This window comes from Paraburkholderia youngii (assembly GCF_013366925.1).
Lineage (GTDB): Bacteria > Pseudomonadota > Gammaproteobacteria > Burkholderiales > Burkholderiaceae > Paraburkholderia > Paraburkholderia youngii.
On record NZ_JAALDK010000004.1, the window covers coordinates 1 to 16,617 of the forward strand.

A 16,617-nucleotide genomic window follows, 5' to 3' on the forward strand; every position below is an offset into this window, starting at 1 on the left:
AAATGGTGGCGACAAATGGAAAATACAGTGTCGAGAACATGGCTGTGCTCCTGGTGATGCGCTGGCTGCGTGTCATTCCGGATGGCAGTCAATGTAACGGAGAGTTGAATCGAAACTCTCAAAAAGTCTCACTTCCGATGACAATTTGAGAACTATTGAGTTTTTGTTGCCGGATTTGTCAAGGCTGGCGGCCGGGCGCCCGACGCGGCGTCAGGTTTGTCGGCGCCTGCCCTCTGCGAAAGTGCCTGCATTGTGGCCGAGAAGTCTCGCAGATTGAGCTGATTCTTGACCTGATCCACAAAGAGGCCAACGAAGAGCGCCAGCATTAGCAAGGTCATCGCTCCCTTGACGGGCTGGCTCAAGGTCGCCAGGTCGAACTTTGCCGCCGATTTGACTGCGAAGGCGAAGGCGAAATCGATCAGCAGCAGGATCAGCATCATAGGCGCGGCGAGCTTGGCGACCAGTTGCATGAGCGTGTCGGTTTCGCGCATGGTGAACGCTTCAATGATGTTCGAGACGTTGGGCGACGCTGCCGAAACTGGCCACCAGTTATACGACTCGTACACCGTTCCGAGGAGAAAGGTCATGCCGCCGAACGCCCAGAACGCGGTGATCGCAACCTGGCCGAGCAGCGTGGCGGTAGGAGTGGAAGTTTCGGGCCGCGTGGGGTTGCTGATCTGCACGTTGTTGTAACCGGCCAGGTCATCAATATAAGTGCCTGCGCCTTCCGCGACCCAGAACACTACGGACGCAGCGAAGCCGATCACGAGGCCGATCAGAATTTCGCGCATCTCCACTTCGACCAGCAGCGCGCCATGCAGGGTGCCAATGAAATCGCCCGGCTGGCCATACGCAACGTAAGCGCTGAACAGTATGACAAGTGCGGTCCGGACGAGGCCTTGCAGCACGGTGTGGCCAGTTGGCGGAAATATGTAGAAGGTGACAAACAGGCGCAGCGCACACAGCCCTATCAGGATCAGATAGCCGCCGATCAGTTCGACGATTGGCGGGAGCGCGGCAATTGAATTCACACGGGCACGCTCCGCGCGCGCAGCACGCGGCCAACGGCATTCTCCTGCGACTCGTCGTCAGCGCCATCGCTTGCCGTGTTGTCGATCTCGCGCTGTATGCGACTCGCACGGTCCTTGACCAGATCGATACACATGCGGTTGCTCGCGATCTGCTGGCGAGTCCGGGCAATCGCAGCGTCGCATTGCGCCAGTTCTGCCTGCTGCCGTTCGAGAGCGGACAGGTTCATGTGATGGAGCTCGGCCACGCGCTGTAGGTAACGCTGCGCTTCATTGAGCGCTTCGATAGAAAACGCCCGGGTTCCGCACGTGAGCGCATCCAGGCGTTCGTTGCGCTCGAGCAGCGCCGCGGCGCTGCTGTCGGCCTGACGCTGCCATGCGACACACAGCGCGACTTGCTGCGCCTGTCCCTCGCGCTGCTGCTGGAGCGTGCCACGCAAAACGTCGTCCAGCCGCTGGCGGCGACGCGCGGAAAGTTCGAGCGCCACGATGCGGCGATCGTTCATAGCGCTGGTGCGCCGAGTTCGGCGAGGCTGGCGCGGGTGCGCTCAAGCGGTGTGAATTCATCGGTGCCTTGCGTGAGAAAAGCTTCCAGCGCGGCGCGCTTGGCAATCGCTTCATCGGCGACAGGATTGTTGCCCGCCTGGTATTCGCCGATCTGCAGCAGCATCTCGACTTCGCGATACTTCGCCAGCATTTCGCGCACCCGCCCGGCCGCTTGCAGCGTGTGTGCGGGCACCACGCGCGGCATCACCCGCGAGAGACTGCCCAGCACGTCGATGGCGGGATAACGGTTCTTCATTGCGATCTCACGCGAGAGGATCATGTGGCCATCGAGAATGCCGCGTACTTCCTCGGCCACCGGATCGGTCCCGCTCTCGTCCTCGGCAAGTACGGTGTAAAGCGCCGTGATCGAGCCTGAATGCTCTCCCGCGCCCATCCCCGCGCGTTCCAGCAAGCGCGGCAAATCAGCGAAGATCGAAGGGGGAAAACCGCGCCGTGCGGGCGGCTCGCCGGCGGCCAGGCCGATCTCGCGGCCCGCGCGAGCAAATCGGGTAAGCGAGTCCATCATCAGCAGGACCCGCTGGCCCCGGTCGCGAAAATATTCGGCAACTGCAGTTGCAACATACGCGGCCTTCATGCGCTCCATGGAAGAGCGGTCCGAGGTCGAGCACACGACCACGGAGCGGGCCATTCCGTCCGTCCCCAGAATCTCCTCGACGAATTCGCGGACTTCACGTCCGCGTTCGCCAATCAGCGCGATCACGTTGATATCGCACTCGGTGCCGCGCGCGAACATGCCGAGCAAGGTGCTCTTGCCCACGCCCGCGGGTGCGAAGATGCCTACGCGCTGGCCCTCCGCCAGCGTCATCAGGCCATCCACCAGGCGCACGCCGGTAGTAAGAGGCTGCGTAATCGGGCGGCGGCCCATGGCAGGCGGCGGCCTACCGAACACCGGGCGCGTGTCGCTGGTTTCGATCGGCGGACCACCATCGAGCGGCACGCCCAGGCTGTCGATCACGCGGCCGAGCAGCGCGTCGCCTACGCCGACTTCCAGCGGCCGGCCGAGGCCGAACACCTGGGTCGACCGCGAAATACCGGAAAGCCGCGAGAATGGAGAGAGGAGCGCGAGGTCGCGCGTGAAGCCAGTAACTTCCGCGTGCTGCACCTGCCCGTCAGCCAGGTTGCGCAGCTCGCATAACTCGCCGAGCGATACGTCAAGCCCCGATACCTTGATCAGCGTGCCGACCACCTCGACCACCTTGCCTGTTCGCACGATGCCCGGCGCCTCGAGCAGCTCACGCTCGATTTCGTCGGTGAAAAGGCTGAAGTCCGCCTCGGGAGGAAGCCAGGGCTGGTTCATGTGCTGTGCGCCTCGCTTGTCTGGTCGCTCGGCGCATCCCCTTCCTCCAGCGCGCCCGAGCTGTGTTGCTCTGCGTCCAGGACGGCGCGCTTGAGCGCCCGTGACACCGCAGTGCGCACTGCACACAGCTGCGTTTCGAGACTGGCGTCGACCGTGCCGAAATCCGATTCTGCGATGCAACTGCCCGGCGCAAGCCGCCCGTCCGCCACGATGGACATCGGAAACGCCTGCCCTACTTCCCGCCAACGCACGGCTAGCCGGTCGAAAGCAATGCGGGCGTGATCGTGGTCGTCAGGATGCACGGCGATGTTCAGATAGGTCGCGCCGCCTGCAATGCGGTCGACTTCCAGAAGCGCCCTTTCAAACAACAGGCCGCGCTGCTCGACCCTCACCACCTTTTCGACAGCAATCGACACGACGGCTGCCAGGCGCTCGCGCATGCGTCCGAGCAACCGCGCATGTGCGTCGCCTTCTTGCGCGGTGCGCTCGAACCAGTCTGCGAGCGCGCGCTGCTCGCCTTCGCGATAACCTTCCGCCTCTGCCGTCTCGCGCTCGCGGCGCGCCTGTTCGATCAACTCGACCGCCTCCGCACGGCCCGCATCGACAAGCCTTGCTGCTTCCTCTCGCGCCGCAGCCAGCACTGCCTCGCGTTCGCTGCGCAGCGCTCGGAAGCCTTCGTCGAGCGCGACCAGCGCGCCGAATTCCGCTGCGCCCATGATCTCCGCTGCAGCGCCCACACGCGTGCTGCCCGGATCATCAGTGGCGCCGTCCTGCAATTGACGAGTGTTTCTCAACCAAATAGCCATGCCCACTCCGGTAGCAGTTCCGGCAGCCGCGCAAATAGCCGCGCGGTACCCGGTGAATCGATCTCGCGCGGCATGCCGGTAATCCATGCGGGCGGATGCTGCATGCGCGGCAACGCCAAGCCCAGCAGCGGACAGGGGGACACCTGCATTTCGAGGTCGCGCTGTATCAGCATCAGGCCTTCGAGCGAAAGTGCATCTGCGTCCAGTTCGCCCAGCGGCATGATCCGCGCCCGCATGCCAAGACGTGCAATATCCGGAGCCTCGGCAAGATGCGCGTCGTGCCATAGCGAATCGACTGAGCACCCGGCCCACGCGGAGAGTTGCTTGCGCGAGCGCCGGTCGATCAGACGGCGCACTTCCGTGCGCCTGAACGACAGCGCGCGCATGCGCAGCACCTGCAGTCCGGTGACGGCAGGAACCACGTCGATCAGCGACGGATTGGGGCTCGCGCCTTGTGGCCGGGGACGCAAGGCCGGCTGCGAGAGTGTTTCGATAGACGGCGCGGCCACGCCCGCGCTTGCGCACAAAGCAAGCGACACACGCTCCACGGCAGCAGGCGACGACTGCGCAAGCGCGCGGTTCCATTCGGCGAGCTGCGCCGCGTCGAGCGCGAGCAGGAACAGCGTCCAGGACGGATGCATCCAGCGCGCAGCTTCGCCAGCGTTGGCGCGATAAGCGCGCAGCGCTGCCGCCGCGCGTATGAAAGGTTGGTTGAGCCGCGCGCTCATGGTCGCGTCACTCCTGGTTTGCAGTCCGGTATGCAATCGGGTTTGCGAACGCGGCGCACGCGCGCTGGCGAGGTATCGTGTCATTTGTCATTGCAGACGGCATCCGGCCGCGCCGCTCATCCTGCCGGCCGCGCAGGCACGCGTCCGAGAATCCGGCGCACGCGCCCGACCAGACTCCCGCCCGTACCCTTCTCTGCGTCCGTCGCGGGCTCGCTGCCCAACTGCACGCTGCGCCGCGCCACCACCAGCAATGCGAGCGCAACCACGAGACAGCCGCCCACGATAGCCGCAATCACCCATGCCGGGGTGCCGGAAGCGCTTTTGATGCGGGCCACGTCGAGCGGGTCGGCTGCCACCGCGGTCACGCTGACTTCTTCGTAATTCAGGCCTTCCACGCTATGCATGACCAGTGTCTTGATCTGCGGCACCAGCGCGCCGACATCCGCGTCCGGCCGGTATTTGATGAACACCGCCGCCGACGACGGCTTGATGATTTGCGCGAGCGGATCGTTGTTCGGAAGCACGATCTGTACGCGTGCGACCAGCACGCCGTCGATTTTCGATAACGTCGACGAAAGTTCCTGCGACATGCCATAGATGAACCGCACGCGCTCCTCGGTCGGCGTGGACAACAGGCCGTCCTTCTTGAACAACTCGCCGAGGTTGTCGTAACTGCTGCGCGGCAAACCAGCCGCGCGCAACACCTGAATGGCCTGCACCACCTGGCTGTCATCCACTTGCAGCGACCAGGTCTTGCCGCTGTCTGGCGTCTCCTTGCCCGCATCCACGCCATGCTCGAGCAGCGCTACGAGGATCTCGTTGGCATCCTGCTCGGCCAGCTTGCCGTACAACTGCTTCTTGCAGCCGCCGAGAAGCATGCAGAGCGCAAGCGCGCACAACAGCCATCTACTTACGGGGCGCAGCGTGCTTGGTTCCACCATGTGCATTCCCTGCAGTTTTCTGAGTGATGACCCAACCAGCCGTTGCAAGCCGGAGGCGGAATTACTGGTTCTTCATCAGTGTCTCGATTGCCGACTTGGTCGACTGGACCACGCCCATCTTCGCCTGCAGATCAAGCTGCGCGGTCGACATATTCAGCATCAGCGTTGTGGCGCTCGCCGATAGTTGCTGCATCGACATCGTTGGCGCCGCCTGGACGAACGCCTGGGCGTCGACAGGAATGCGCTGCAGTTCTGCATCCTGGGTGGCCAGGACCTTCGCGGCGGTCTGCATGCCGCTGGGCGTGTTCGCGGCCGGTGCTTCAAGATGCGCACCCTGCATCATCGACTCGAAGCGGCTGGCCAGCTCCGCCGGCGTCGTCCCGCCCTTGCTCCCGCCCTGCGCGAGCGAATCGAGTGCGGCCCGCATTTGCAGGGCTTCAATACTGATACTCATGGGTATCTCCCGACACATTGCCATGGCGTTGGCGCCGTGTTCACGTGAAACGATCTTCAAACCTGCACCAGACGATGCTCGGCGTCTCGCTTTCACGCGCCGATAAAGCCCTGGTATGGCGCGCCTTCGGCCGCCGCGCCTGCCTTCTGGCCGCTGCCTGCGCTATTCGGCGTGCCTCGTGCGTCCGCTGGTGCTCGCGCCATGTCGATCATTGCCGCAACCGAATCGGGCATGACAAACTTGCCGTTCAATTGACCGGCCCGCTGCGCGGCCATCAGGTCGTCCCGGGCAATCAGCGCGCGCATTAGCTTGTCCGCGTCTCCGCCCGCCGCGTCACTCTCGATCACTTCGCCCGCGCACTGGCGCCAATGCGGGTCGCCCTTTGCGGCAAGGCTGAAAGCAAGCAACGACTTCGCATACAGGAAGCCTGGCGCGCGCGCCACGACCTGGTGAAGGATATGGATCGCATCATCCCAATTGCCATTCACGATTTGCAGGATGCCGTCTAGCGCATCCACTTCGGGGACATCAGGGCGCAACACATGCAGTGCATCGAGCACAAGACCAACGTCTTCACGATCCGCCGAAGGTCTAGGAAACTTTTCGAACAGCGCCACACACAACGTTTCAATCAATCCGCCGACAATTTCGGCACTGCAGTTCAGGTACTCCGGTTTGCTGGCGTTCACGGCTGCTGACTCCTTGATGACTTCGGGCCGGTACGAAAGACCATAGCAACTGGCAACACCGCCTCGCAGCACCGACGCGAAGCAAACGCAGCACACCCGAAGCGCCCGGCGTGCTTCGCCTCGCATGCGCTCGCTTCGCCTGCATACCGGCCGGCGCAAGCAGGGCGCGGTAACGTCGGTCACGCTTCCGGCCCATCCCGGCTAAGCGCCGGCGCCACATCTTTCCCGGCATCCTCCCGCCGTTCACAGAGCCGTTTCATGAGCCAGACCGACGAAAAGACTGAAAAGCCCACTCGCAAGAAGCTCGCGGACGCGCGCAATGACGGTCAGGCCGTACATAGCGCGGATCTGGTTTCGGCCGTCAGCATGGCAGCGGTGGTCCTGCTGCTCGCAGCGGGCGCAAGCCATCTCAACGACGCGTTTCGCGGCTTGATCGCGCTCGCGACCGTCTTCGTCGATGCCGATCATTCGGACACCAAGCTTTACGCACAGTTGTTCAAGCTCGGCGGAGCGGCGCTGGTCGTGATCATTCCCTGCGTGTGCGCGGCAGCGCTCGCGGCGATCCTCGCCTGCGGCGCGCAGGTCGGCTTCAAGATCGCGATGAAACCCGTGACGCCAAACCTGACCGCCGTCCATCCAATGACCGGCCTCAAGCGTATTTTTTCCGTCAAGACCCTGATCGACATGGCGAAGATGATCATCAAGGCTGTGCTCATGGGGGCAGCCATGTATGTCACCATCAAGCGGCTGTTCCCGCTGATCGTGGGATCGCTATACCGGCCATTGCCGGGGCTCGTGCTGTTGATGTGGGACATCATGGTGCGCCTGCTGGTCACCGCGACGGCGATCCTGCTTCTGACCGGCGGCGCAGACGTCAAGCTGCAGTCGATGATGTTCATCAAGCGGCTGATGATGAGCAAGGACGAAGTCAAGCATGAAAACAAGCAGCTCGAGGGCGATCCGCGCATCAAGCGCGAACGCCGGCGGATTGTGCGATCACTCCTGGAGACGGCGGTGCAGGCGCCCGTGTCGCAGGCTGATGTGATGCTCGTGAATCCGACACACTATGCAGTCGCACTGCGGTATGCACCCGACGAACATCCGTTGCCGCGCGTGATCGCAAAAGGCATGAACGAACGGGCTGCAAGGCTGCGCGGCGAGGCGCATGATGCGGGCGTGCCGATCATTGGCAATCCTCCCGTCGCGCGCGCGCTCTACAAGATCGGCATCGACCAGCCTATTCCCGAGGAACTGTTTGAAACCGTGGCGGCGATACTTCGCTGGGTCAATGCCGTCGGAGCGCAGCGCGGCGACACCGGAACCGCCACCTTCCGTTCCGGCGACTCCACGGACCTGTCATGTTGAAAGCGTTCAAACTGCCCGCCGGGGGCGAACTCGGTATCGCGGCCATGATCGTCGCGATCATCTCGCTGATGATCCTGCCGTTGCCACCCGCACTGATCGACATCCTGCTCGCAATCAACATTGCGATCAGCGTGACACTGCTCATGATCACGCTTTACGTGCCGAACGTGCTCTCGCTCTCCGCGTTTCCGACGCTGTTGCTGTTCACCACGCTCTACCGGCTGTCGCTGAACATTGCCTCCACCAAATCGATCCTTCTGGACGCCGAGGCTGGCCATATCATCGACAGTTTCGGCGAGCTGGTGGTAGGCGGCAACCTGGTGGTCGGGCTGGTGGTGTTTGGCATCATCACGACCGTGCAGTTCATTGTGATAGCGAAAGGTTCCGAACGCGCGGCGGAAGTCAGTGCGCGTTTTTCGCTCGACGCCATGCCGGGCAAGCAAATGAGTATTGATGCCGACTTGCGCGCCAACCTGCTGACCGGCGAACAGGCACGCATGAAGCGCGCGACGCTTGCAATCGAAAGCCAGCTGAACGGCCGCATGGACGGCGCGATGAAGTTCGTCAAGGGCGACGCGATCGCAGGCCTCATCATCACGACCATCAACATTGTCGCGGGGATCGCCGTGGGTGTCGCGTACCACGGCATGAGCGCGGGCGAAGCGGCGAACCGCTTCTCGGTGCTATCGGTGGGCGACGCCATGGTCTCGCAGATTCCTTCACTGCTGCTTTCGGTAGCGGCAGGCGTGATGATCACGAGGGTCTCGGACGAACGGCGCTCGAAGCCGATTTCGCTGGGCGACGAAATCGGCCGCCAGTTGGGTGCCAGTGCGCGCGCGCTGTACTTCGCGTCGGCGCTGCTGCTTGCGTTCGCCGCTGTCCCGGGTTTTCCCGCCGCGCTGTTCCTGCTGCTCTCGGGAACGCTGGCGTTTTCTGCGTTCCGCCTGAACCGCAAGACGCCGCAGCCTCCGGCCCAGGAGGACGAAGGCCTCAATGCCATGCAACGGTCGGGCTCCAGGACGCAGACGCCTGCAATCCTCACGCGCGCGCCGCAATTCACTTGCGCGCTAGGCGTGCGCATTGCGCCGGACCTGCTCGCGCGGCTGGCCATGCCGTCACTTGACAAGTCGTTCGATCTCGAACGCTGCGCGCTGCAGGAAGAACTCGGCCTGCCCTTTCCCGGCATCACCATGTGGACGCATGCCGCATTGCCCCCGTCCACCTGCGAGATCCTGGTCCACGACGTCCCGCAACTGCGCATTGAACTGCCGCCCGGCAAGGTGATGCTGCCCGAGGCTGCGCACACGCTGCATTTGTCGATGCCCGCAAGCGCGCCCGTGGACGCCGGTGCGCTCGCCGCGCTGATGGCGAAGGCGCAAACGCGCGACCCGATCGAACCCAGCGGCGCTCCCACGCACTGGATCGAAGACCGCCAGGTGCCCCCGAAGACCACGGTATGGCGCGCGGAGCAGGTGATCGCACATGCGTCGGTGGCGCTGCTGCGCCGGCATGCTCCGCTCTTCCTCGGCATCCAGGAAGTGCAGTGGATTCTCGATCAGCTCGGCGCCGAGTATCCTGGCCTTGTCGTCGAAGTGCAGAAGGGCTTGCCGCTGCAGCGCATCGCCGACGTGCTGCGCCGCTTGCTGGAGGAAAGCGTATCGATCCGCAACGTGCCCACCATCATGGAAAGCCTGATGGTATGGGGCCCGAAGGAAAAAGACACGCTGATGCTCACTGAGTACTTGCGCCGCGACCTATCGCGCTTTCTTGCGCATCGTGCGACCGCGGGCCGCAAAACACTTTCCGTGGTGTTGTTCGACCTGCAGGTCGAACAACATATCCGGCAGTCGATCAAGCAGACGCCCACCGGCAATTTCCTTGCGCTGCCGCCCGAGCACATGGCCACCCTCACTGAACGCATCAAGGCATTTGTGGGCGAGACGCCGCAAAGCGGCGTGGCGCTCGTCACGTCGATGGATATCCGCCGTTACGTGCGGCGCATGATCGAGACGAGCATCGGCTGGCTCGCGGTGTATTCGTACCAGGAACTGGGCGAGCAGGTCGAGTTCAAGCCGCTCGGCCGCGTTGGCCTTTGAGCTTGCGATGACCTCGATCTATTCGCGCCGCCTGCGCGTCGTTCCGGTCGATGATCACGCAGACGATGGCAGCGCATGGAGCAAGACCGAGCGCTCTTCGAACTTCGATTACGCGAGCCTGTTGCGCGGCGGTCCCGGTTTGCATCGGCCGGTCGGACGGGAGTCGCATGCCGTACAACCTGCAGGCACGCATCGCGGCGGAGCAGGCGACGGCGGCTTGCCGGCTTCGCGCGACGGCGCGTGCCTGCCGAGCGCAGGCCTGAAGTATACGCGCCTTGACAGCATGGCACTGGCCCCCGCCTCGTCCGATGCCGCGGGCAACGACGGCCAGGGAGCGCGTGTAGAGCATGCCTCCGAGGCGCTGGTTGCCTCGGTGTTCGCGAGCCAGCAACGGGGGCTCGACATGGTCGGGACACTCGCGCATGAGATCGCGGGATTCGCCAACGACCGCGCCATCGCGGCAGCGGGCAACTGGGACGTGCGCATGCCACTCGATGAGACGCAATTTTCTCACACCACGCTCTACCTCACGCTTTCGCGTTTCGTCATGCAGCTTCGCTTCGATGTGGCGGATCCCGCGGCCAGGCAACTACTCTTGGACCACAGTGCAATGCTTGAACGGGAGCTCGATGCAACACTCAGTGCTTGGGGCAACATCCGCGACATTCGGATCACCGTCTGGTAAGCGGGGCTGAAGCCAATGGCCGCTTCGATGCCGGAACTTGACGATGACTCGCGCCCAAGGCCGGTCGTGCACGCGGCGCTTGTGCATCGGCGCGGGGCCGGGGCAACCGATCTGGCGGCCGGCGCCGTCAACGCCGCCGGCCCGGCAATGCCCGTTGCCGCGCTCAGGCTCACGCCTGTCAGTCATGAACTGCTGCCCTTCTTACAGTCGCTGTGCGATCTTCGGCTTGCGGATTGCGCCGCTCAAGGCGGCGCGCAGCTAATCGCCATTGAAGTACTCGCGGCAGGCGAACAGGCGAGCGCCGGGTCGCGAGCACGCGACCCGGCGTTACTACGCCTCGCGTTCAGCGTGGCGGACAATCCCGCCGCGCGGGCGGAAGCGCTGCTCGAAGTCGACCTTGAACAATATCCCTCGCTGCGCATCGCGCTGGGCGGCAGCATGAGCGCTCCGGCAGCTGCCGCACCGGACGCAGCTGCCTCGCGCACGCGTGACGCGCTCACGCTGGCGGTGGCGGGCTTGCTTGTCGAGCCGCTGCTGACGCGCATGATGGTTCTTGGTTTTGTCGATGCACGTCTTGTCGACATCTCACGCGGGAGTCTTGCAAGCCGCGATGCGGGACCAGTCGTGCAACTCGCTTATGCGCTGGCGGACCCCGTGCGAGGCGCCACCAGCCGCGCGCCAGAACGCTACGAACATCTGCTGTCGCTGCCGCGCGCCGCGCTCATGGTCTTTGACGCCTGTGTCGCGCGCATCTCGCCAGTGACGTTTTTTTATGACCTGCTACTACCGGGCAGCATTGTGCTCGGCGTCAAGGCGCTGCCAGTCGCCACCCTTCAGGAACTGTCTCCGGGCGACGTCCTGCTGCGCGCCCTCTTTCCTGGATTCGACGCTCAGATCCTCGCCTCGCACGAAACCGCGCCGGATCCCGCTGGCCACGGCGCGCCAGCGCCGCGCGCCGTGGCCGTATGGGGCACGCCGGGGCTCAAGCGCCTGTGCGCCGCCGTGCAATTCGACGGGCCAACGCCCATCCTCGCCAAGGAGCCGTACATGTCAGACAAGCTGGACTCGGCTTTTGTCGATGCAGCCGCCACCGTCAATCAAGCCGATGACCTTATCCGGGTTGGCGAGCTGGAACTGCCCGTGCAATTCGAAATCGATACGGTCGCCATGCCGCTTGCACAACTCTCCACCCTTGGGCCCGGCTACGTGGTCGAGTTTCCCGTGCCGTTTGCCGACGCGCGGCTGCGTCTCGTCGTGCATGGGCGCACGATCGGGTACGGCGAACTGGTGACGGTCGGCGAGCACCTTGGCGTGCGAATCATTCGCATGGCGCACTGCGCCGCGGGGCGTCCGAGGTCCGCCGATGGTCCAGTTTAGCGACATCACCGGGCTGCTGCTGGCAATCGTCGTCATCAGCGTGATCCCGTTCGTGGCGATGGTTGTGACGTCGTACGCCAAGGTCGTGGTGGTGCTCGGGCTGCTGCGAAACGCGCTGGGCGTGCAGCAGGTGCCACCCAACATGGTGCTCAACGGTATCGCGATCCTGGTGTCGATCTATGTCATGGCGCCCATTGGCATTGCCGCCAGCAAGCAGCTGCAAAGCCAGTCGATCGCGCCGCAATCCTCGCAGGCGATGATCCAGATCTTCGACGCAACCGAGGAGCCGTTCCGCGCGTTTCTCAAGGCGCACGCGCAGGAACGCGAGAAGCGCTTTTTCGTGCGTTCCGCCAACATGGTGTGGCCCAAGCAGGAAGCGCAGGCGCTCAAAGAGGACGACCTGATCGTGCTCGCACCCGCCTTCGCGCTGACTCAACTCACCGATGCGTTCAAGATCGGCTTCATGCTGTATATCGCGTTTATCGTGGTCGACCTGATTATCGCAAATGTGCTGCTTGCAATGGGGCTGAACCAGATCACGCCGACCAACGTCGCGATCCCGTTCAAGCTGTTGTTGTTCGTGGCGATGGACGGCTGGTCGACGCTCATCCACGGGCTCGTAATGAGCTATCGATAGAAAATCCGCCATGCAAATGGACACGCTGATGCAGTACACCATGCAGGGCATGCTGCTCTGCCTGACCGTGTCGTTGCCGACAGTGGTGGTGGCCGCGCTGGTCGGGCTGGGCGTGTCGTTCCTGCAGGCGATCACATCTATGCAGGACCAGTCGATCTCGCATGCGGTAAAAATCATCGCGGTCACCGTCACGATTGTCATCGTCGCGCCGCTGTCGGGCGCCACCGTCCTGCATTTCGCCGACCAGATGATGAGCGCGGTGCTACCGCAATAGCGCGCCGCTGACAGGAGGACATCGATGACATGGATCGGATCGCAGGATGCCGCAGCGGCCGCCGAAGCGCAACGTCATTCGGAGGCGCGGCGCGCGGCGGAAACCCAGCGTGCCGGCGAGGCGCAGCGCCTCGATCACTCGCAGGCCACGCACAAAGGCATGCGCTTTGCGACACTGCATCACGGCACCAGTTATGCCTATGGCGGCAATTTGGAGCATGCGAGGCAAATCCGCTCGATCAACACCCGGAATCTGCTGCGGCCCGGGTGGCTGCGCTTGGTCATGCGGCGCCCCCGCCATGGCGAACATGCAGGCGGCGCAGAGGAAAGCGGCGGCTCCAAAGGCAGCATGTTTCATCCGCGTGAGGCGGATGTGGCACGGCGTCAGGCCGGCCGTGGCGGCCAGGGCTGCCATGCTCAGGACGAAGGCGGAGGCCCCTCGGACGAAGGCGGCTCGCCGGAGCACCGCAAGAAGCTGCGTGTCAAGGCCACGGGCGGGTCGGTGCGCAAGAGCCAGCGACCGCACGACGGCGGCGAGCAAGGCACCCGTGGTGGCGGAACTGGCGGCGGCAGTCAGCAACAGCGCGAGCGCCAGCCGGCCGACAGGCACGATGCGTGTCCGTCAGGAGCGGCAAGCGAAACGATAAAGCAGACCGGCACCGCCTGGCCACTCGCTGCCATCGCCGCCTGCTTCGATGCAGCCAGCGACGATCCCCGGCATTCAAGTGCCATGCGAGACGTCTGGGGCCACGGCCTGCTTGATATCGTCGACTGGCTCTCGGCCGATCCGTCTGCGGCCTTTCATCTCGGCATGATCCAGCAAGTCCGGCGCTGGCTTGCGTTCAGGCGCCGCAATGGCGCACAGCCGGCCGCGGGACTCGGACCCTTCGTCGAACTGACGAAGCAACGTGCCGCCACGCGTATGGGCGCAGCTTCGGCAGGCAACGCTGTTCACGCCGGCAGTACGCTTACCGCAACCACGACCGATCCCTGCCCGCGTCAGGTAAAGGATGAAGACGCGCCCTACGCCTGGGGCGAACGGGTTCGCGACGCTCGTTTGCTGGCCCCGCTCATATGGCTCAATGGCGACCGGCCGTCGGCGAACGATTCGCTCGACAAATCGATTTCTCGTATCGGCATGCAGGAAGCGGTCATCGGCTTGCACGCAACGCGCACGACACACGAGGAACTACAGGCGGATAAGCCGCGACCGGCATCGGCGGCGGGCGGCGCCGGCCCGGGCGCACGAGGCACTCGCCGCTGACAGTCGCAAAGCTTCGCCTGCGCGGTGCGCGCTTCGTATAGCCTTGAGTGAGCGCGATCGCGAATCGCTACATTTGACACCGGCCACTCTCGACACACTCCCCCGCGCACGCGGCCAGCGGGCCCGCGCAAGCCATCCCGCGCCCCCGCCGCCACTGAACCGCAATGCAGGACACGCGATGAAAGTTCTCCGAATACTGACGGGTATCCATGCAGGCGGGTCGTTGCCGCTCACGCCAGGGCGGTACCGCGTTGGCCCGGACGACGACGCGGACATACACCTCGCCGACTGGCAAGGTCCCGACGCGCATCTCGATGTCGATGAAACCGGCGTCGTTAGCATTTCGCGCGATCTGCCCGGCGATGCCGAAGCGGACGCGGTCCTGCTGATTGACTTCGTGCCGGTCCAGTTCGACGATACTGTGCTATGTCTCGGCCCCGAAGACACGGCCTGGCCTTCTGACCTGGACCTGCTTTCCATGTTGCTTGCCAGCCCGGTGAAATCGCAACTGGCCTCACTGAGGCAGCAGCGGCGCCGGCGCCGTCAGCTAACGGCGGTTGCGGCCGGTGTGCTGCTTGGCGGCGTGATCACCGCAGGCGCGCTCGTGATCACCATGCAGATCAGCGACGCAGCGTTTCCCCCAAGCGCCAACGACCGCACGTTGCGGATATCGCAGGCACTGGCCGAGTCGCACCTTGCCGGATTGCATGCGGCCCCGCTTGGCAATAGCGTGGTGGTGACCGGCATGGTCGCAAGCACCAGCGACGACGCCGCCGTGCGTGCTCTGCTTGCACGCGTTGCGCCGGACGGCATCGTGCGCAAATACGACGTCGCCCAGGAAGACGTGCGCAGCATCCAGGATTCGCTCGGCGTGGCCGGCGCTGCAGTTTCCTACGCCGGCAATGGCCGCTTCGTGATCTCGGGCCACGTGGCCGACAAGACCCAGCTCGATGCCGCCGTGGCGCGCGTGCGCTCGGATCTCGATTCGAATGTCAAGGCGCTGCTGGTCCAGGCGGACCAGGTTTCGCGGCCGGGTCCGGAATCGGCGGTAGCAAGCTACTCGGAAATGGTTTCATCGGACGACGTGCGATATGCGGAAACGCCCGATGGCATCAAGCACATCTTCGCGGTGGACTTGCCTGGAACGCTTGCATCCAGCGATCCCGCGAGCGGTTCTCCCTTCGCGTCCGGCACCGGCACCGGCAACGCCAATGCCGAAGCCGAAGCCGAAGCTGAAGCTGAAGTCAATGCCGATCCTGCCGGCGCTTACGCGAATCCGGGCGGCGCGCCGGTGCGAGCACCCGCGGCTACCGACAATGCTGTGCTGGGCGACGCGTCGCTCGAACCGGCTGCGCCCCGGCACATAGCCGGCATGGCGGCCGGGAAGGTCGCGCAAGTGCCCCGGGCCGCACACGCCGACGCCAGCAGCAGTGCGCAGAGGTGACATGGGACGTCGCTCAGGGCGTCATGTTCACGCCGCTGCCCGCCGCCGCCAGTCTTTCTGCGCGCCATGCGCCGCAGGGATGAGCGCGCGGCGCCCCAAGGTTCATCGATTTATTGCGGAGACTTACATGTACGAACAGATCGAAGCGCAGGCTGCCCAGTTCGACAGCCTGCGTGCGTCGCTCGCCACCCCCGGCCTTGCGGACATCGACGGGCTGCGCGGCGCGCTGGAGGCGACTGCCCGCGAGTTTGGCGAGGCGCAGGGACGCACGGAACTGGACCGCAACAATCTCGCGCGGCTGTACCGGGGATTCATGGCCGCGGCGCGCGTGATTGGTCATCTCCAGGAACAACAGATCGGCGCCGCGCGCTGACCCGTCCGGATGGGACAGCCGGTCGCTCCATTCGATGAAATCATGCCGTGAGCAGCAAACGCTATTCGCAGATTGTCACCGAACTGTGCGGTGTCGTGGGCTTGCCCGACGTCGAGTTCGTGCTGGAAACGCGTTCGATAGAAGTCGAGGGCTTTGATGTCCGGCTCGAGTACTTCGACAGCGATCTAGATGCCATGTACGCGAATTTCCACTATGGCACGGTGACCACGGGCCGCACGGTGGTCGTATTCCGGCTGATGCTCGAAGCAAACCTGTTGATCTATGCCCAGGACCAGGCGCAGCTTGGCCTCGATACCGATACGGGTGGCATGGTGCTGGTGCTGCGCCTGCCGTTCGAAGAGGACCTGTCCGGTTCGATGCTGGCCGACCTGCTGTCTCACTACGCCGAGCATGGCCGCTACTGGCGGCAAAACATCCTGGAGTCCACCGATGAAATGTTCGAAGGCATTGCGTCGGGCGAATACTACTGGCTGCGCGCATGATACCGGATATTGAAATGAGTCCGGGCAGCCCTGCTCGGCACGGGCTGCAGCGCCCACGTCTTCGCTCAGGGCGATGGCTGGGTTCTCAAG

General features: G+C 64.1%; 18 protein-coding genes. 10 read left to right on the plus strand and 8 right to left on the minus strand.

Features of this window, described 5'->3' with window-relative positions; genetic code table 11:
• Positions 1–152: 152 nt before the first annotated feature.
• From sctT to G5S42_RS42405, 8 genes are all read right to left on the minus strand, one after another.
• Complete coding sequence (gene sctT, locus G5S42_RS42370) at positions 153–1,031, minus strand: type III secretion system export apparatus subunit SctT (protein ID WP_176112530.1); 879 nt, start codon at positions 1,029–1,031, stop codon at positions 153–155.
• Positions 1,028–1,534: a hypothetical protein gene (locus tag G5S42_RS42375; RefSeq protein WP_176112532.1), complete on the minus strand. Its 507-nt coding sequence runs from the start codon at positions 1,532–1,534 to the stop codon at positions 1,028–1,030. Before G5S42_RS42375 ends, sctT begins: the two co-directional genes overlap by 4 nt.
• Positions 1,531–2,892 carry a type III secretion system ATPase SctN gene (gene sctN, locus G5S42_RS42380; protein ID WP_176112534.1) on the minus strand — a complete coding sequence of 454 codons (1,362 nt, stop codon included), beginning with the start codon at positions 2,890–2,892 and terminating at the stop codon, positions 1,531–1,533. Before sctN ends, G5S42_RS42375 begins: the two co-directional genes overlap by 4 nt.
• Positions 2,889–3,698, minus strand: coding sequence for a type III secretion system stator protein SctL (sctL, locus tag G5S42_RS42385; RefSeq protein WP_246392644.1), 810 nt, complete (start codon positions 3,696–3,698; stop codon positions 2,889–2,891). Before sctL ends, sctN begins: the two co-directional genes overlap by 4 nt.
• Positions 3,683–4,426 carry a type III secretion protein HrpB4 gene (locus tag G5S42_RS42390; protein ID WP_176112536.1) on the minus strand — a complete coding sequence of 248 codons (744 nt, stop codon included), beginning with the start codon at positions 4,424–4,426 and terminating at the stop codon, positions 3,683–3,685. Before G5S42_RS42390 ends, sctL begins: the two co-directional genes overlap by 16 nt.
• Before the next feature lie 116 nt (positions 4,427–4,542).
• Positions 4,543–5,367, minus strand: a complete 825-nt coding sequence (sctJ, locus tag G5S42_RS42395; protein ID WP_176112537.1) for a type III secretion system inner membrane ring lipoprotein SctJ — start codon at positions 5,365–5,367, stop codon at positions 4,543–4,545.
• A gap of 61 nt (positions 5,368–5,428) precedes the next feature.
• Positions 5,429–5,881, minus strand: a complete 453-nt coding sequence (locus G5S42_RS42400; RefSeq protein ID WP_176112538.1) for a type III secretion protein HrpB2 — start codon at positions 5,879–5,881, stop codon at positions 5,429–5,431.
• A 32-nt stretch (positions 5,882–5,913) separates the two neighbouring features.
• The gene (locus G5S42_RS42405) at positions 5,914–6,510 is read right to left on the minus strand and encodes an HrpB1 family type III secretion system apparatus protein (protein WP_176112539.1); all 597 of its coding nucleotides are present in this window, start codon (positions 6,508–6,510) and stop codon (positions 5,914–5,916) included.
• Between the two features lie 258 nt (positions 6,511–6,768).
• Here G5S42_RS42405 and sctU point away from each other — a divergent pair, with 258 nt between their 5' ends.
• From sctU to G5S42_RS42455, 10 genes are all read left to right on the plus strand, one after another.
• Positions 6,769–7,875: a type III secretion system export apparatus subunit SctU gene (sctU, locus tag G5S42_RS42410; protein ID WP_176112540.1), complete on the plus strand. Its 1,107-nt coding sequence runs from the start codon at positions 6,769–6,771 to the stop codon at positions 7,873–7,875.
• A complete protein-coding gene (gene sctV / locus G5S42_RS42415) occupies positions 7,869–9,971 on the plus strand; it encodes a type III secretion system export apparatus subunit SctV (protein WP_176112542.1) in 2,103 nt (700 codons plus the stop codon). The genes sctU and sctV overlap by 7 nt, the downstream gene beginning before the upstream one ends.
• Positions 9,972–9,978: 7 nt before the next feature.
• Positions 9,979–10,656, plus strand: a complete 678-nt coding sequence (gene sctP / locus G5S42_RS42420) for a type III secretion system protein SctP (RefSeq protein ID WP_176112543.1) — start codon at positions 9,979–9,981, stop codon at positions 10,654–10,656.
• A 27-nt stretch (positions 10,657–10,683) separates the two neighbouring features.
• Entirely contained in the window at positions 10,684–12,033 is a 1,350-nt protein-coding gene (sctQ, locus tag G5S42_RS42425) for a type III secretion system cytoplasmic ring protein SctQ (protein ID WP_176112546.1), read from the plus strand.
• The gene (sctR, locus tag G5S42_RS42430) at positions 12,020–12,670 is read left to right on the plus strand and encodes a type III secretion system export apparatus subunit SctR (protein ID WP_176112548.1); all 651 of its coding nucleotides are present in this window, start codon (positions 12,020–12,022) and stop codon (positions 12,668–12,670) included. The genes sctQ and sctR overlap by 14 nt, the downstream gene beginning before the upstream one ends.
• Before the next feature lie 10 nt (positions 12,671–12,680).
• Positions 12,681–12,944: a type III secretion system export apparatus subunit SctS gene (sctS, locus tag G5S42_RS42435; RefSeq protein WP_176112549.1), complete on the plus strand. Its 264-nt coding sequence runs from the start codon at positions 12,681–12,683 to the stop codon at positions 12,942–12,944.
• Between the two features lie 24 nt (positions 12,945–12,968).
• Positions 12,969–14,207 carry a hypothetical protein gene (locus G5S42_RS42440; RefSeq protein ID WP_176112551.1) on the plus strand — a complete coding sequence of 413 codons (1,239 nt, stop codon included), beginning with the start codon at positions 12,969–12,971 and terminating at the stop codon, positions 14,205–14,207.
• Positions 14,208–14,385: 178 nt separating this feature from the next.
• A complete protein-coding gene (locus G5S42_RS42445; RefSeq protein WP_176112552.1) occupies positions 14,386–15,651 on the plus strand; it encodes a type III secretion protein in 1,266 nt (421 codons plus the stop codon).
• Positions 15,652–15,778: 127 nt separating this feature from the next.
• A complete protein-coding gene (locus G5S42_RS42450; protein ID WP_176112553.1) occupies positions 15,779–16,024 on the plus strand; it encodes a type III secretion protein in 246 nt (81 codons plus the stop codon).
• A 47-nt stretch (positions 16,025–16,071) separates the two neighbouring features.
• Positions 16,072–16,527: a CesT family type III secretion system chaperone gene (locus tag G5S42_RS42455; RefSeq protein ID WP_176112555.1), complete on the plus strand. Its 456-nt coding sequence runs from the start codon at positions 16,072–16,074 to the stop codon at positions 16,525–16,527.
• Positions 16,528–16,617: the final 90 nt, after the last annotated feature.

Excerpts from the sequence above, each read along its gene's own strand:
- sctL (WP_246392644.1), bottom strand. The coding sequence starts at position 3,698 with ATGGCTATTTGGTTGAGAAACACTCGTCAATTGCAGGACGGCGCCACT.
- G5S42_RS42375 (WP_176112532.1), bottom strand. The coding sequence starts at position 1,534 with ATGAACGATCGCCGCATCGTGGCGCTCGAACTTTCCGCGCGTCGCCGC.
- G5S42_RS42440 (WP_176112551.1), top strand. The coding sequence starts at position 12,969 with ATGACATGGATCGGATCGCAGGATGCCGCAGCGGCCGCCGAAGCGCAA.
- sctP (WP_176112543.1), top strand. The coding sequence starts at position 9,979 with ATGACCTCGATCTATTCGCGCCGCCTGCGCGTCGTTCCGGTCGATGAT.
- G5S42_RS42390 (WP_176112536.1), bottom strand. The coding sequence starts at position 4,426 with ATGAGCGCGCGGCTCAACCAACCTTTCATACGCGCGGCGGCAGCGCTG.
- sctJ (WP_176112537.1), bottom strand. The coding sequence starts at position 5,367 with ATGGTGGAACCAAGCACGCTGCGCCCCGTAAGTAGATGGCTGTTGTGC.
- G5S42_RS42445 (WP_176112552.1), top strand. The coding sequence starts at position 14,386 with ATGAAAGTTCTCCGAATACTGACGGGTATCCATGCAGGCGGGTCGTTG.
- sctR (WP_176112548.1), top strand. The coding sequence starts at position 12,020 with ATGGTCCAGTTTAGCGACATCACCGGGCTGCTGCTGGCAATCGTCGTC.
- G5S42_RS42450 (WP_176112553.1), top strand. The coding sequence starts at position 15,779 with ATGTACGAACAGATCGAAGCGCAGGCTGCCCAGTTCGACAGCCTGCGT.
- sctV (WP_176112542.1), top strand. The coding sequence starts at position 7,869 with ATGTTGAAAGCGTTCAAACTGCCCGCCGGGGGCGAACTCGGTATCGCG.
- sctU (WP_176112540.1), top strand. The coding sequence starts at position 6,769 with ATGAGCCAGACCGACGAAAAGACTGAAAAGCCCACTCGCAAGAAGCTC.
- sctQ (WP_176112546.1), top strand. The coding sequence starts at position 10,684 with ATGCCGGAACTTGACGATGACTCGCGCCCAAGGCCGGTCGTGCACGCG.
- sctN (WP_176112534.1), bottom strand. The coding sequence starts at position 2,892 with ATGAACCAGCCCTGGCTTCCTCCCGAGGCGGACTTCAGCCTTTTCACC.
- sctS (WP_176112549.1), top strand. The coding sequence starts at position 12,681 with ATGCAAATGGACACGCTGATGCAGTACACCATGCAGGGCATGCTGCTC.